The organism is Caulobacter sp. P1_D6 (assembly GCF_056406095.1).
The window spans coordinates 1-13,291 of the sequence record NZ_JBFUAW010000005.1 but is presented as its reverse complement, the minus strand read 5'-3'; the positions used below and the strand labels follow the sequence as shown (position 1 = coordinate 13,291).

At 69.0% G+C, this 13,291-nt stretch carries 9 protein-coding genes; 2 read left to right on the top strand and 7 right to left on the bottom strand.

The window, feature by feature from the left end; genetic code table 11:
- Window positions 1-15: 15 nt before the first annotated feature.
- The 5 genes from AC1DYP_RS02765 to AC1DYP_RS02745 form a co-directional block, all read right to left on the bottom strand.
- Complete coding sequence (locus AC1DYP_RS02765; RefSeq protein WP_477045033.1) at window positions 16-1,626, bottom strand: flavin monoamine oxidase family protein; 1,611 nt, start codon at window positions 1,624-1,626, stop codon at window positions 16-18.
- Window positions 1,627-1,912: 286 nt separating this feature from the next.
- Window positions 1,913-4,531: a TonB-dependent receptor plug domain-containing protein gene (locus AC1DYP_RS02760; protein WP_477045032.1), complete on the bottom strand. Its 2,619-nt coding sequence runs from the start codon at window positions 4,529-4,531 to the stop codon at window positions 1,913-1,915.
- A 395-nt stretch (window positions 4,532-4,926) separates the two neighbouring features.
- Window positions 4,927-7,491 carry a family 20 glycosylhydrolase gene (locus tag AC1DYP_RS02755; protein WP_477045031.1) on the bottom strand — a complete coding sequence of 855 codons (2,565 nt, stop codon included), beginning with the start codon at window positions 7,489-7,491 and terminating at the stop codon, window positions 4,927-4,929.
- Window positions 7,492-7,580: 89 nt separating this feature from the next.
- Window positions 7,581-9,254 (bottom strand): alkaline phosphatase PhoY, encoded by a 1,674-nt coding sequence (phoY, locus tag AC1DYP_RS02750; RefSeq protein ID WP_477045030.1) that lies wholly within the window; start codon window positions 9,252-9,254, stop codon window positions 7,581-7,583.
- Between the two features lie 75 nt (window positions 9,255-9,329).
- Complete coding sequence (locus tag AC1DYP_RS02745) at window positions 9,330-9,692, bottom strand: VOC family protein (protein WP_477045029.1); 363 nt, start codon at window positions 9,690-9,692, stop codon at window positions 9,330-9,332.
- Window positions 9,693-9,827: 135 nt separating this feature from the next.
- On the opposite strand from AC1DYP_RS02745, the gene AC1DYP_RS02740 reads away from it, so the two are divergent.
- Window positions 9,828-10,301 (top strand): Lrp/AsnC family transcriptional regulator, encoded by a 474-nt coding sequence (locus AC1DYP_RS02740; protein WP_477045028.1) that lies wholly within the window; start codon window positions 9,828-9,830, stop codon window positions 10,299-10,301.
- Window positions 10,302-10,399: 98 nt separating this feature from the next.
- Here the strand turns inward: AC1DYP_RS02740 and AC1DYP_RS02735 are convergent, their stop codons facing one another.
- Window positions 10,400-11,947 carry a glycine betaine ABC transporter substrate-binding protein gene (locus AC1DYP_RS02735; protein WP_477045027.1) on the bottom strand — a complete coding sequence of 516 codons (1,548 nt, stop codon included), beginning with the start codon at window positions 11,945-11,947 and terminating at the stop codon, window positions 10,400-10,402.
- A complete protein-coding gene (locus AC1DYP_RS02730) occupies window positions 11,940-12,704 on the bottom strand; it encodes an ATP-binding cassette domain-containing protein (RefSeq protein WP_477045026.1) in 765 nt (254 codons plus the stop codon). Before AC1DYP_RS02730 ends, AC1DYP_RS02735 begins: the two co-directional genes overlap by 8 nt.
- Window positions 12,705-12,854: 150 nt before the next feature.
- On the opposite strand from AC1DYP_RS02730, the gene AC1DYP_RS02725 reads away from it, so the two are divergent.
- Window positions 12,855-13,106 (top strand): hypothetical protein, encoded by a 252-nt coding sequence (locus AC1DYP_RS02725; RefSeq protein WP_477045025.1) that lies wholly within the window; start codon window positions 12,855-12,857, stop codon window positions 13,104-13,106.
- Window positions 13,107-13,291: the final 185 nt, after the last annotated feature.

Here is a 13,291-nt window from a genome sequence, read left to right as displayed (position 1 = left end):
AGGCATAGCGCGACTTCATGCCTTGATCACCCGCGCGTGCAGCTTGCCGATCTGCTGCCAGGCCGACTCGATGGCGCCCGCCTGCCAGCCGCCCAGATAGGTCAGGTGCTCGCCGGCTAGGTAGACGCGGCCGTCGGGTTCGCACAGCACTGGATAGGCGGCCTTGCGGCCCTCCTCGCCCCACTCGGCCCAGCCGCCCAGATTGAACTGCGCCAGGTGCCAGCTGAACGAGAAGGCGTTCTCGAAGTTCTCGGCGTATTCAGGGAAGATCTTCTGGCCGGCCGCCACGGCGAAGGCGGCGCGCTCGGTCGGCGGCTTGGCGCTGATCTTGGCCGCCTCGCCGCCGAACGCGTAGTAGCCCAGCAGCACGCCCTTCTGGCTCTGCCAGCCCGTGGATGGCAGGGTGATCGTGCCGATGCCCGGCATGTCGTTGTAGATGTGGCCGCCGTAGATGTGGTGGTTCTCTTCCCAGAAGCGGGTCTTCATCTGCAGGCCGATCTTGTTGACCGGCGCGTAGGCCACGCCCGACATCGCCGCCTTGAACGGCTTGGAGAAGTCGGCGTCGACGTTCTTGAGCACGCTGAGCGGGATGGTGCAGACGCAGTAGTCGGCGGTGATGGTCTCCTGCTCGCCGAACTTGTCGACATAGGTGACGGTCACGCCCTTGGGGCCCTGCTTGATCTTCTCGACCACGCACGAGTAGCGGATCATCGAGCCGACGTGCTTCTCGAAGCCCTTGGCGATCTGGTCCATGCCGCCGATCGGCTGCAGCATGGTGCGTTGCTGCTCGTAGCCGGACACCGAGCTGAGCACCCGCCAGGCCTTGGAGTGCAGCACGTCGCTCAGGCTGTAGGGCGTCGAAGGCTTGCCCGGGCCCGGATCCACGCCGGCGCCGGGATGGACGTCGAAGCCGCGGCCCTCCGTACCGGTATAGGCAAGATCCGTCGGCGACAGACGCCCCTCGTTGATCATGTACGCCACGAACAGCTCGCGGTCCGCCTCGGTCAGCGGCGCGTCGAGCTGGCCCTTGGAGGCGGCCTTGGCGATCATCTCGGCGGCGTAACCACGAGCGTCGGCGGCGATCTGGCCCTTGCGGATCGGCTTGCCGGCCAGCGGGCCGTCGCCCTTCTCGAAATAGACATAGGCCGCGTCGTTGTCGTTGACGAAGCTCTCCAGCTGCACCCCGAACAGCTTGGTGTAGTGCAGGGTCGAGCGGTGGTGATACGGGATCCGCCACGGGCCGTGGTTGATGTAGAGGCCTTCGTCGAACTCGCAGGTCTGGCTGTTGCCGACCAGGTCGGTGTGCTGGAAGCCCTTGCGGGCCGTCTGGCAGCGGCCGCCGGCGAAGGACCGGGCCTCGATGATCTGCACCTGGTAGCCGGCCTTGGTCAGTTCGTAGGCGGCGGTCATGCCGGCCAGGCCCGCGCCCAGCACCACGACCTTGGTTCCCTTGGGATCGCCTTCCAGCTTGGGCGGCGCGGCCTGGGCCGAGGCAAAACCGAAACCCAGGGCGTCCATGCCGGCCATGGCCAGGGAAACGCCGCCGAACGCCGCCAGACCTTCGAAAAACCGTCGCCGCGTCAGTACGCCGCCGCCTAACGAAGCGGCCGCCGATTGATCACCCATACGAATCCCCGACTTTCCGTCGCGACTGACCGCCTGCGATCCAGGCTGTTCGCGCGGCATCATCTCAAACCGCGCCGCGTCCTGAACAATGCGAAAAGCTTTTGGCGCTTATGAGAAAACCACGCCGTGCCCCCCTCGTGGGCGCCCTTCGGCCGCGATGGACGAAGAGCGAGCGGGGTGAAATTTCACCAGAAAAATCCGCCTCCGGCCCACGGAAAATGAAACTGGCGCAAAACGCAAAAAAGCCGGGCGCGAGGCCCGGCTTTCCGCTGTTGGATCGGCGATCCTAGAAGGACGCCGAGGCCTTGAGGTACCAGAAGCCGCCCTGCCAATCGACGACCGCGTCCGAACGGTAGATCCGGCCGTTGGTGGCCGACTCGCCGGTCAGGTCGGGCGCGGGGTAGTTGGCGAACAGGTTCCGGGCGCCGAGCGAGACGGTGTAGGTGTCGGTCGCGCGGTAGGACAGTTCCAGGTCGACGAAGGCTTCCGGATCGAACTTCTGGATCACCGGATTGCCGACGCTGAACATGTTCTTGTACGGCCCCCAGACGTTCACGCGGCCGATGGCCTTGAACTTGCCGATCTCGTGGGTCGCCGAGAACACGCCGCGCCAGCGGGGTTGGGCGTTCTCGAAGTCGTAGACCCCTTCGCCGTCGAAGAAGTTGGTCGAGAACACCTTGTCGACCTTGAACTTGTTGTAGTTGCCGCTGGCCGTGAGGCTGGTCGACTGGCCGTTTTCCCAGTTGACCTTGTAGGTGGCCACGACGTCGACGCCCGTCGTCGTGGAGTCGAAGGCGTTCTGGTAGAACTGCACCTGGCCGATGGTGTCGGCGCCGGGCACGCCGGCGGTGATCAGGGCGGCGCGGATGGTCGGCGTCACCGTGATCGGCGTGGTCGCGTAGAACTGGTCGTCGATCTTGATGCTGTAGGCGTCGACCGTCAGGCTCAGGCCGTCGAACAGCGTGGCGGTGAAGCCCAGGGCGAAGTTCAGCGACTTTTCGGGCTTCAGCTCCTTGGCGCCCATGAACTGGGCCACCGGGTTGGTGGCCGGGAACAGGCCCGAGGCGATGATCGCGCCGTTCTCGACCCGCGTGGAGACGTTGGTCGTGAACAGCTGGCCCGGGGTCGGGGCGCGGAAGCCGGTGCCCACCGAGCCCCGGATCCCGAACGCGTCGGTGATCTGGTACTGGGAGGCGATCTTGCCGTTCACCGTGCCGCCGAAGTCGGAGAAGTGCTCGCCGCGCAGGGCCAGGTCCAGGAACCAGGCCTCGGTGATGTTGGCCGAGGTTTCCACATAGCCGGCGTAGGAGTCGCGGGTCAGCTTGCCCGCATAGTCCGGCGGCGAGCCCGGGGCGCCGTTCGAGCCGACGGCCAGGGCGTTGTAGACCGGGTCGATGCCGGCGAAGCCGTCGGTGGCGTCGGAGGTGTAGTTGCCGCAGTTCAGGCCGGCCGTGGCCGGCAGGGCCAGGCCCGCGGCCGTGGGCGCGTGGGTGGTGGCGTTACAGAACTTGAACGGGTCCGGAACGGCCCAGGTGCCGGCCTTGTAGGACGGCACGTCGCCCGCCTCGATCTCGTAGCCTTCCTTGCGGTATTCAGCGCCGAAGTTGATCGTCACCGGCGTGTCGAAGCCGCCGACGCCCCAGTCATAGGCGAAGTCGGCGTTGGCGGCCGTTTCCGTCGAGATCAGCGAACCGACGTAGAACGACTGCGGCGAGTCCGGGCCCATCGACGGGTTCACGGTGTCCCACAGGGTGTAGGACAGCTTGTCGTTCCCGTAGCGGCCGCTGATGTCGTAGGTCAGGCCGCTGGAGAACTTGCCCTTCAGGCCGCCGGTGAGGCTGTAGTCGGTGATGTCGCCGCCGAACATCGGCGTGAAGCCGGCCGGGAAGATCGACGAGAACTGGAACAGGCTGCCGTCGGACTTGCGGATCGGCGTGGCGTTGACCGCGTTGCTGACCGGCGGACGGTAGTTGAAGTACTCGGTGGCCGAGCTCTTGGAGTAGTTGGCGAAGGCATAGGCCGACACGGCCTCGGAGAACTCGTAGCCGGTGTTGACCACCGCGCGGGTGGCCTCGGCGTCGGGCTGGCCCCACTTCTGGACGTAGTCGTGGATCAGGGCGCCGTAGGCCGGATTGGCCGCCGCGTAGGTGGCCACGCAGAAGCCCGGCGACTGGTTCGGAATGCCGACGTTGCAGTACTGCCTGCCGCGGTTGACCTGGTTCTGGCTGGTGTATTCGAACGTGCCGTTGACGAAGCCCTTGTCGCCGATCGGCAGGCCCAGGTTGCCGGTCAGCAGCACGTCTTCGCCGTCGCCCAGATAGTACTGGCCGTATTGGGCGGTCAGCGAACCGCCGCTGGGGCTGTCCTTGAGCTGGAAGTCGATGACGCCGGCGATGGCGTCCGAACCGTACTGGGCGCCCGCGCCGTCGCGAGTGACCACGACGTTCTTCAGGGCCGAGGCCGGGATCGTCGCGGCGTCGGGCGCTTGGGCGCCGGTGCCGCCGATGCTGACCAGGGCCGAGCGGTGACGACGCTTGCTGTTGACCATGAACAGCGTCTTGTCGGTGGGCAGGCCGCGCAAGGACGCGGGGCGGATGAAGGTCGCGCCGTCCGAGATCGGCTCACGAGCCAGAGTGTAGGACGGGACCAGGGTTTTGAGGATGTCGTTGGTGTCGGTGAAGGTCGAGGCCTTCAGATCGGCTTCGCTGAAGGAGTCGACCGGAACGGCCGAGTCCAGCACCGTGCGGGGCTTGCCGCGCGCCGTCACGACCAGCGTGTCGAGCTCCGCGGACGCGTCAGGCGTCGCATCGGGAACGTCAGCTGCATAGGCATTCGCGCCGTACGCAAAGAACAGGCTGACGGTCGAAATTCCTGCAAGCAGGATATTCCGCGAGCGATTATTCATTTATACCCCCTCGTGGCGCTTAATGCGCGCGTTTGCTTTCTCCTCCGTGACGTTTCCCGGGTACGCGTGTTCTTGTTGTGAGACTCGAATACAGACGCAACTCACGACGAATGTCGCGATTGGAACAGTTCGTCAGACCTGAAATTTCTGCAATAGCCGCGACCGTCACAGGATCGTAACGGGGGTCTTCAGGGCTCCAGCTGCCCCATTGCACGGCGCCCGCCATGCTTTTTGTGCAGCGCCATGATCATGATTGCGGCGCCGCAATGACCGCGGAGCCCCTCGCGAGGCTCAAAAACTTGGCCGGGCGTCTCAGGGACAGTCCGCGCGAACGACGGGTCTCTCCCACGCTCGGAGGTCCAGATTCGACCATGCGCGGCGCCGCCGGAAAGCGGCTACTGGACGACGAGGCCGCGTCCCGCCCTCTTGCCGTCGGCCGAGCGGGCCCGCACCTCGACGCGACCCGTCACCGCGGTCCCCTCGACATAGGGTCGCCAGGGTCCGCCCGCGACGCGATATTCGATCGGCAGACCCGGGAACTCGACATTGGCCTTCAGGCGACCGCCCTCGACCGCCGCCCCGACCGTCGGGATGCGATAGGCGACGCCCGCCGCGTCCAGCCGGGCCAGTTCGCGCCCGCCCAGCAGGTTGGCGAAGGCCACCCAGTCGGCGTCGCGCCGGGCCCGCATCTGGGCGGTGAAGGCGCCGGTGGTGGGATCGTAGGCCTTGCCCGGCGTGTAGGGCGCCTCCCAGTTCGCGCCATGCCAGGCCCGTTCGGCTAGGGCCAGCATCCGCGGATACAGCATGTAGTCGACCTGGGCGTCCGAGCGGACCGTCTCGCTCCACAGCTGGCCCTGCAGGCCGTTGAAGCGCACGCCGGGCTCCAGCGGATGCTCGTCCTTCGAGGCCTGGGGCCGGCCGTGCAGGTCGGTCCACAGCTCGGCGTGGGCCGGCAGGTTCTCGGGCATGAAGTCGAACACCTTGCGGGTGTCGGTGGCGCGCGAGGGCCAGTCGTAGCCGCGCTCCTTGGGATCGGCCGCCTGGGGGCTGTCGAAGTACATCACCTCGGGCGTGGAGATCACCACCTCCCAGCCCTGGTTGGCCTGAAGGTGGGCGCTGGCGGGTCCCTCGCCGCCCAGCGCGCCCCAGCTGTTGGAATGGACCTTGGCCGGCATGCGGTCGGCCTTGGCGTGGCCCATGCCGTCGCTCCAGCCGGCCACGACCACGCCCCGGGCCGCCAGCAGGGCCGAGACCTTCTCGATGAAATGCCCGCCCAGGTCGGCCGGCTTGATCCCGATCCTGGCCTCGTAGGCCGCGCAGGCCGGCGAGGCGCTCCAGGCCCCGGGCGTCTCGTCGGCGCCGATGTGGTAGCGGGTCAGGGGCTGGCCGGCGGCGGCGTGCAGCGCGGCCATCTCGTCCACCACCTTGCCGAGGAAGGCGTAGGCGCTGTCCAGGCACACGTTGATGGTGTTGTCGTCGTAGTGCTGGATGCTGCTGTAGACCGACTTGCTCGCCGCCTCGCTCAGCAGGTAGCGGCTGGCCTCGGCTTCAGGCTTGCCTTCGGCGCGCAGGCGGGCCGCGCGGGCCTCCATCGCCTTGATCGCCGCCCGCGAATGGCCCGGCATGTCGAACGACGGGATCACCTGGATGTGGCGGGCCTGGGCCGCGCGGACGATCTCGATGTAGTCGGCGCGGGAATAGAAGCCGTTGACCGGCGTGGACGAGTCCGGACCCGCACCCAGCTGCGGCAGCAGGCAGGTTCGCTCGGTCAGGTCGTGGCAGCGGCGCGACCCGATCGTGGTCAGCTCCGGCAGGCCGGCGATCTCGACCCGCCAGCCCTCGTCGTCGGCCAGGTGCAGGTGCAGGCGGTTCAGCTTGTAGGCCGCCATCTGGTCGAGGATCGCCAGGATCTCGGCCTTGGAGTGGAAGTTGCGGGCGACGTCGACGTGCAGGCCGCGGAAGTCGAAGCGCGGCGCGTCTTCAATCGCCACCAGCGGGACCGTGCGCCGGGCGTCGACCAGCTGGGTCAGCGACGCCAGGCCGTTGGCCGCGCCTTCCGGATCGGAGGCGACGATCTCGATCCCGGCAGGCTTGATGGTCAGATGGTAGCCGCCGGCCGCCAGCTTCTCGGCGGGCGCCACCCTGATCCTCAGCCGCGCGCCGCCGGGCGCCTCCCCGGCTCCGGCCTTGGCGAGATGGGCCAGGCCGGCCGCCAGGGCAGCGCGCGGCAGGCCGCTGACCGACACCTTCACGCCGGGCGACAGGTCCAGCTCGCCGCCGGCGGGGTCCAGCTTGGTCCTCAGGGGCGTGGGCAGGATGGCGGCGCGGGGAACGGGCTGGACAGCCGTCCCGGCGGCGGCGTTGACCGCATAGATCCGTGAAGACGTGGCCCAGACCGTCGTGTCGGTCGCCGAACCACCGGCCAGCCGGGCCTCGTCGGTGAACGGCACGACGAAGGGGAGGCTCTCCAGCCCGGTCTCGGGATCGACCACCGCCCGCGTGCTGGCGATCGTCCGCGCCGCGAGCCCGTCCGCCGCCACGTAGTAGTTGGGCATCGGATAGAGCTCGGACAGCTGATGGCCCGCGAGCGTCAGATCGATGGTGAAGACCTGGTCTGGAGGAAAGCCGCGAAAGTCCGGCGTGGGCGTCAGGCGATACAGATCGCCGTTGATATGCGTCAGGGCCAAGCCGTCGCTGTCGGCCTTCAGGATCGGCACGACGCTGCTGAAATAGATCGATACGCCGGCCGGCGGCCCCGCCCCGTCGGACAGGGTGATCCGCGCCAGCATGCACGACGGGGCCGGCGCGCAGGCCGCCGGCCCGGGCCGATTGTCGAGCACCTGATAGCCGACCCGGAGGTGGGCGGCGATGCTGTCGAGCTGGGCCTGGGTCGGCTGGGCGTGGGCGGCGGTGGTCGTCAGGAGCGCGAGGGCGGTGAGCGCGATCAGGCGTCGTGACATGGAGCCTCCCCAGGATTTGCCCAATCCTAACCTCGTCGGCAGAGGGTGCGCGAGTCCTTGGCTAGCAGCGGGGGGACTGGCTGCGGGGGCTAGCAGCCCGGCCCCGCCCCCAGCGGCAGGCACCGGCCGTCGACGTCGGCCGGGATCGTCACGCCGGTGACGCCGGCGATTGTCGGGGCGATGTCGACCGTCTCGATCGGCAGCACCCGCTCACGCGCCGGGCCGCCCTTCCACCAGAACAGGATCGGCACCCGGCGGTCGTAGTCCCACGGGCTGCCGTGGCTGGCCACGTAGGTCGCGCCCGCGGCCGCCAGGGTCTGGTACGGCTTGAACGCCACCAGGATGTCGCCCACCCGGCCCGGATAGGCGCTGCGGCGCATGCGTTCGGCGACGCTGATCTCGTCCGGCGGCGTGCCCTTGGGCGGCGGGGCGGCGGTGACGAGGGCGTTGGTGTCGAACGCCTCGGACACCTCGGGCCGCTTGGCCAGGATCGCCAGGGTCGCGGCGGTGACACGGGCCTGATCCACGGCCGCCGGGGTCTTGCCGTCCGGGCCGACCACGTACAGCGACTCGATGCCGCCCGCCTGGACCAGCGGGTCGTAGTCCAGCTTCAGCTGGCCACGGACCTCGGCGTTCAACGCCTTCATCCACGGGACCGACGGCGCCCGGCCGGCGTCGTAGCCCTGCTGGACCAGGCGCTCGGGGAAGTCCGAACCGCCGTGGTCGGCCGACAGCACGACCAGCACCGGGCCCTTGACCTTGTCCAGGCTGTCCAGGAACACGCCCAGCCGGTCGTCCAGGCGCAGCAGGTGGTCGCACATCTCCGGCCCCTTGGAGCCGTAGCGGTGGCCGATGAAGTCGGTGGCCGACAGGCTGATGGTCAGCACGTCGGTCGCCTCGCCGTCGCCCAGCTTGAATTCATCGCGCAGGGCCTGGGCGGCCTCCAGGGTCACGCGGTCGGTATAGGGGCTGATCGACAGGTCGTTGGTCACGCCCGCCTCGTCCGGGGGCGTCGGCCGAGGCAGAGCGGCGCGCCAGGCCCGGCCGCCGGTGACGTAGTCGTCCTCCAGCGCCTTGCAGCGCTTGTCGGCATAGGTCCAGGTGAACGGCTTCTTCTTCTGGTCGGCCACCAGCCTGGCGTTGAACGCCGCCACGGGCGCCAGCCTGGTCTTGGCGTCCTGGCCGGGCTCGACCCAAGTGGTCATGCCGAACCGGGTCTCCAGCCAGAACACGCCGTCGGCCTTGTGGCCGGCCATGTTGATCGCGCCGCGATCCTTGCCCGACACCGCATAGACCTTGCTGGCCGGCGAGACGGCATTGAGCCAGTCGCCATAGGTGTCGGCCATCAGCAGCTTGGGGCTGGCCAGGCGGCCGCCGCCGGACGGATCATTGGCCAGGGTGACCGACGGATCGTCCAGGCAGTAGGTCTTCTTGGCCGTGGTCTTGTCGTACCAGTCGTTGGCGACGATGCCGGTCTTGTTGGGATACTTGCCGGTCAGCAGGGTGGAGTGGCCGGGGCAGGTCTCGGTCATGCCATGCGACTGGAAGCCGCTGGGATAGACCGTGCCCTGCCGCGCCATCCGCCCCAGGCCGCCGTGGAACTCGGCGCGGTACTGCTCGAACAGGCTGGCGCTGAACTGGTCGATCGAGATCACCACCACCAGCTTCGGCTTGGGCGCATCGACCGGCGCCGCGACGGCGGGGGCGACGAGGATGGCGGCGGTCAGGCCCGCCAGGGCGACGGTTTTGGGCAAGCTGAACATCCGCGCCAACAAGCATTGTCACAAAACCGTCGCAAGCCGGAACTGACCCCCGCCAGGCGTTTTGCTGCGAACCGCCTAGACAGGCACGTGGCTGACGAACTCGATCAGCCGGCCGTCCGGATCGTGGGCGAAGCCGGCGTAGTAGTGCGGATGGATCTGCGGCAGCACCGCCGGGGCGCGCTCCTGGACGCCGCCATGCTGGCCGGACCGGCCATAGGCGCGATCGACGGCGGCGCGGTCGGCGGCCAGGAAAGCGTAGTGCACGTCGATCGACGGCTCGCCCTCGACGATCCAGAAGTCGAGCCGGCCGCCGTTCGAGCCGAAGCCCTTCTTGGGACCGTCCACGACCAGGCGATAGCCGGTGGGCTCCAGGACCTGCCGGTAGAAGGCCACGCAGTCGTCCAGGCGGCGGGTGCGGATTTCCAGGTGATCAAGCAAGGCAGCGACCTTTCAGGAGAGTGAAACGACGCCGTGACGTGTAGCCGCGCCGGCCCGCCGCTTGGCGGCGAAGGCGACCGGCAAAACGCGGAAATTCGGCGTTCCCGCGCGTTGTTTTCGCATAGGCTGGCGACCATGAAACTCGACCGCTTCGATCGCCAGTTGCTGAACCTCGTCCAGGAGGACGCGGGCCGGACCTCGGAAGACCTGGCCCAGCGGGTGGCCCTGTCGCCCTCGGCCGTGCAGCGCCGCCTGCGCAAGCTGAAGGAGGCCGGCGTCATCATCCGCCAGACCGCCATCCTGGAGCCGCGCAAGGTGGGCCGGCCGACCTTCTTCATCGTCTCGCTGGAGGTCGAGCGCGACCGGCCCGAACTGCTGACCCAGCTGCGCACCTGGCTGGCGGGGCAGGAGCACGTGCAGCAGGCCTTCTACGTGACCGGCGAGGCCGACTTCATCCTGGTGGTCACCGCGCCCGACACCGAGACCTACGATGGCCTGATGGCGAGACTGACCATCGAGAATCCCAACGTGCGCAAGTTCACGACCAACGTGGCGCTGGGCGTGGTCAAGCGCGGGCTGACCATCCCGGTGTCGCTGGACGAGGAGTAGTTCCGAGCGCCGAGCGCGCAGAGGGGGACACACACTCACCCCCACCACCTCGATCGACCTGGCGAGGCCGTGGAGTGAGTGTGTCCCCGCCTCAGCCACTACCGTTTCAGCCCCACCTCAAGCGCTCTCGCCGCCTCGGTCGGCGAGACCTTGCCGGCGTCCCGGTCGACCGAGAAGTTGGCCTTCTGCATGGCCTCGACCGTGATCGCCCCGTCCAGCCCCGCCAGGGCGTCGCGCAGCTTGCGGTCGTCGGCCCGGCTCGGCGCGATCAGCAGCACCGCGTCGTAGGGCGGCAGCGCGCCCTTGGGGTCGCCCAGCACCACCAGGTCGTCGGCGGCGATGCGGCCGTCGCTGGAGAAGGCCGAGATCACGTCGGCCTCGCCCGAGCCCAGGGCGCGGTACATGAAGGTCGGCTGGAACTGGCGCTTGGCCTTGAAGCGCAGGCCGTAGGTCGTCTCGACGCTGGTCCATTCGGGGCGCGAGAAGAACTCCAGGTCGCTGCCCATGGTCAGCTGCGGGGCCTTGGCGGCGAGGTCGGCCAGGGTCCTGATCCCCAGCGCCTCGGCGCGGTCGCGGCGCATGGCCAGGGCGTAGGCGTTCTCGAAGCCCAGCGGCGCCAGCAGCACCACGCCGTCGCGGCGCTTCAGCTCGGTGCGCAGGCCCTCCAGCACGGCGGCGCGGCCGGGGTTGTCCTTGCGGCCCAGGACGTTGGCCCAGAGGGTGCCGGAATAGTCGACATAGGCGTCGATCTCGCCGGCGGCCAAGGCGCGGTAGGCGACGGCCGAGCCCAGGTTGATCTTGCGGGTGACCTGCGCCCCCTGCCCTTCCAGCCGGTCGGCCATCAGCTCGGCCAGGATGTACTGCTCGGAGAAGTTCTTGGCCCCGATCACGTAGCGGGCCGGACGCGGCGTCAGGTCGGCCGCCAGGGGCGCGACGGCGACAGCCAGCCCAATCGCGAGGCCCGCCAGCCCCGCGCCCCACAGCCGGCGGTCGCGGCGCTCGGTCCCGCGCTCGATCAGGCCTAGCAGTTGGTCGACGACCAGGGCCAGCACCGCCGAGGCGATGCAGCCGGTCAGCACCATGGCCCAGTTCTCGGTCTGCAGGCCGGAGAAGATGTAGTCGCCCAGCGAGGTCTGGCCGACGGGCGTCGAGAGAGTCGCCGCCCCGATGGTCCACACCGCCGCCGTGCGCACCCCGGCCATGATCACCGGCGCGGCCAGGGGCAGCTCCACGCGCCACAGCCGTTGGCGGTCGGTCATGCCGACGCCGCGCGCCGCCTCGACCACCGCCGGATCCACGCCCGTCAAACCAGTGACCGTGTTCCGCAGGATCGGCAGCATCGAATAGAGGGTCAGGGCCAGCAGCGACGGCAGGAAGCCCAGGGCCGAGAAGCCGTGGCCGAACGCGCCCTTGGCCAGGTTCGAGAGCAGCAGCAGCAACGGATAGAACAGGGCCAGCAGCGCCAGGCTGGGAATGGTTTGAACCAGTCCGGCCAGGGCCAGGGAAGGCCAGCGCAGGCGCGGGCTGCGGGCGGCCAGCACGCCCAGCGGCAGGGCGATCAGCAGGCCCAGGGCCAGGGCGGCCGCCGACAGCGAGACATGCCAGGCCAGGCGCTCGGGCAGCAGAGACAGCAGGCCGCTATTCACCGGCGATCTCCCGCATGCGGGCGGCCTGGCGGCGCGGGGCCTGCATCAGGGCCTCGACCGCTGGATCGGGATGGCCGGCCAGCAGGGCGCGGGGCGTGTCGTCGGCGACCACCCGGCCCTGGCTCATCACCACGATGCGGTCGGCCAGCAGCACGGCCTCGGCGATGTCGTGGGTGACCATCACGGTGGTCAGGGAGAGCTGGTCGTGCAGGCGGCGGACATCGTCGGCCAGGATCACGCGGGTCACCGAGTCCAGCGCCCCGAACGGCTCGTCCATCAGCAGGATCGACGGTTTGGCCGCCAGGGCCCGGGCCACGCCCACCCGCTGGCGCTGGCCGCCGGACAGGGCGGCGGGACGGCGCGCGGCCACCTCTCGAGGCAGGGCGACCAGGTCCAGCAGCTCGGCGGTCCGCGCGGCGATCGCGGCGGGCTCCCAGCCCAGCAGGGTCGGCACGATGCCGACGTTCTCGCCGACGGTCAGGTGGGGAAACAAGCCCACCTCCTGGAAGACGTAGCCGATCCGCCGACGCAAGGTCGGACCGTCCAGCTCGGCGGTCGCCGCCCCGTCGATCAGCACCCGGCCGCCGTCGGTCTCGACCAGGCCGTTGATGGTCTTGAGCAGGGTGGTCTTGCCCGCGCCCGACCCGCCGACCAGGGCCACGAACTGACCCAGTCCGATCGACAGGCTGGTGGGTTGGAGAACCGTCGCGCCGTCATAGGCCTTGCGCACCTGGTCCAGGACAATGGCGTCGGTCATGGGACTCCGAAAAGGGGGCGGCTCAGGAAGGACAGGCTGTCGCAGGGGCGTCCTGTCACAGTCAGTCAGAATGCGCGGCGTGGGAAGCCTAATGCGACAGCTGATTCCCGGCGCGGTTCGACGCGACGGGATGGCTCCCGGAGACCCGCCATGACCCTCGCCCTCGACGGCCGCGCCTACGACGCCCGTCCGACCCTCGCCCAGAAACGCGCTCGCGCCGTCCTGGCCCGCCTGCGCTGGGCCGTGGTGGCGATGCTGCTGCTGAACGCCGTCGTCTGGGGCGGGATGATCGCCACGGCGCGCGGCATGATCGACGTGCACCAACTGGTGGACCAGGCCTGGGCGTGGGGCGCGGCCTGGCTGGCGGCCATGCCCACCGTGAGCGTCACGATCTCGCACTGAGACGCGCCTCCTTTCGCGGACACGGCTGGGCCGCCTCACGCGGAAGCCGCTGAGGGAATGGAAAGGGTCGCGGAGCGCCGGACGACGTCCGGAGTTCTTTGAATGAATACCGTTTCGACGAAGCCGATCGCTCCGCGCCATCGTTATCCGCCAGCATCCGGTGGGCAGCCCTGTTGAGGCTTAGC

Excerpts from the sequence above, each read along its gene's own strand:
- AC1DYP_RS02760 (WP_477045032.1), bottom strand. The coding sequence starts at position 4,531 with ATGAATAATCGCTCGCGGAATATCCTGCTTGCAGGAATTTCGACCGTC.
- AC1DYP_RS02740 (WP_477045028.1), top strand. The coding sequence starts at position 9,828 with ATGAAACTCGACCGCTTCGATCGCCAGTTGCTGAACCTCGTCCAGGAG.
- AC1DYP_RS02725 (WP_477045025.1), top strand. The coding sequence starts at position 12,855 with ATGACCCTCGCCCTCGACGGCCGCGCCTACGACGCCCGTCCGACCCTC.
- phoY (WP_477045030.1), bottom strand. The coding sequence starts at position 9,254 with ATGTTCAGCTTGCCCAAAACCGTCGCCCTGGCGGGCCTGACCGCCGCC.
- AC1DYP_RS02755 (WP_477045031.1), bottom strand. The coding sequence starts at position 7,491 with ATGTCACGACGCCTGATCGCGCTCACCGCCCTCGCGCTCCTGACGACC.
- AC1DYP_RS02730 (WP_477045026.1), bottom strand. The coding sequence starts at position 12,704 with ATGACCGACGCCATTGTCCTGGACCAGGTGCGCAAGGCCTATGACGGC.
- AC1DYP_RS02765 (WP_477045033.1), bottom strand. The coding sequence starts at position 1,626 with ATGGGTGATCAATCGGCGGCCGCTTCGTTAGGCGGCGGCGTACTGACG.